The 239-nt window shown below is 54.8% G+C and carries 1 protein-coding gene; it reads right to left on the reverse strand.

The features are described 5' to 3' along the window. Positions 1-239 (reverse strand): pyridoxal-phosphate dependent enzyme (locus SAY88_RS25620; protein ID WP_332635252.1); only part of this gene is annotated, 239 nt, incomplete at both ends.

The following is a 239-nucleotide window of genomic DNA, read 5'->3' on the forward strand; positions in this document are numbered from 1 at the left end:
TTGGCTAGGCGTTCGGCTTCTGCTTTGGCTTCATCGAAATTGCTGCCGTGCAGTAGCACTTCGCCACCAAATCCGCGTACCGCATCGACCTTAATGTCCGGCGTGGTGCGTGGCATGACGATGGTGGTTTTGATGCCAAGTTTAGTCCCCGACAACGCCATACCTTGGGCATGATTACCTGCGGAAGCAGCTATCACGCCCGCGGCTTTTTGTGCTTCGGTTAAGTGCGACACCATGTT

It is taken from the genome of Halalkalibacter flavus (genome assembly GCF_036663575.1).
Classification (GTDB): domain Bacteria; phylum Bacillota; class Bacilli; order Bacillales; family Bacillaceae_D; genus Halalkalibacter; species Halalkalibacter flavus.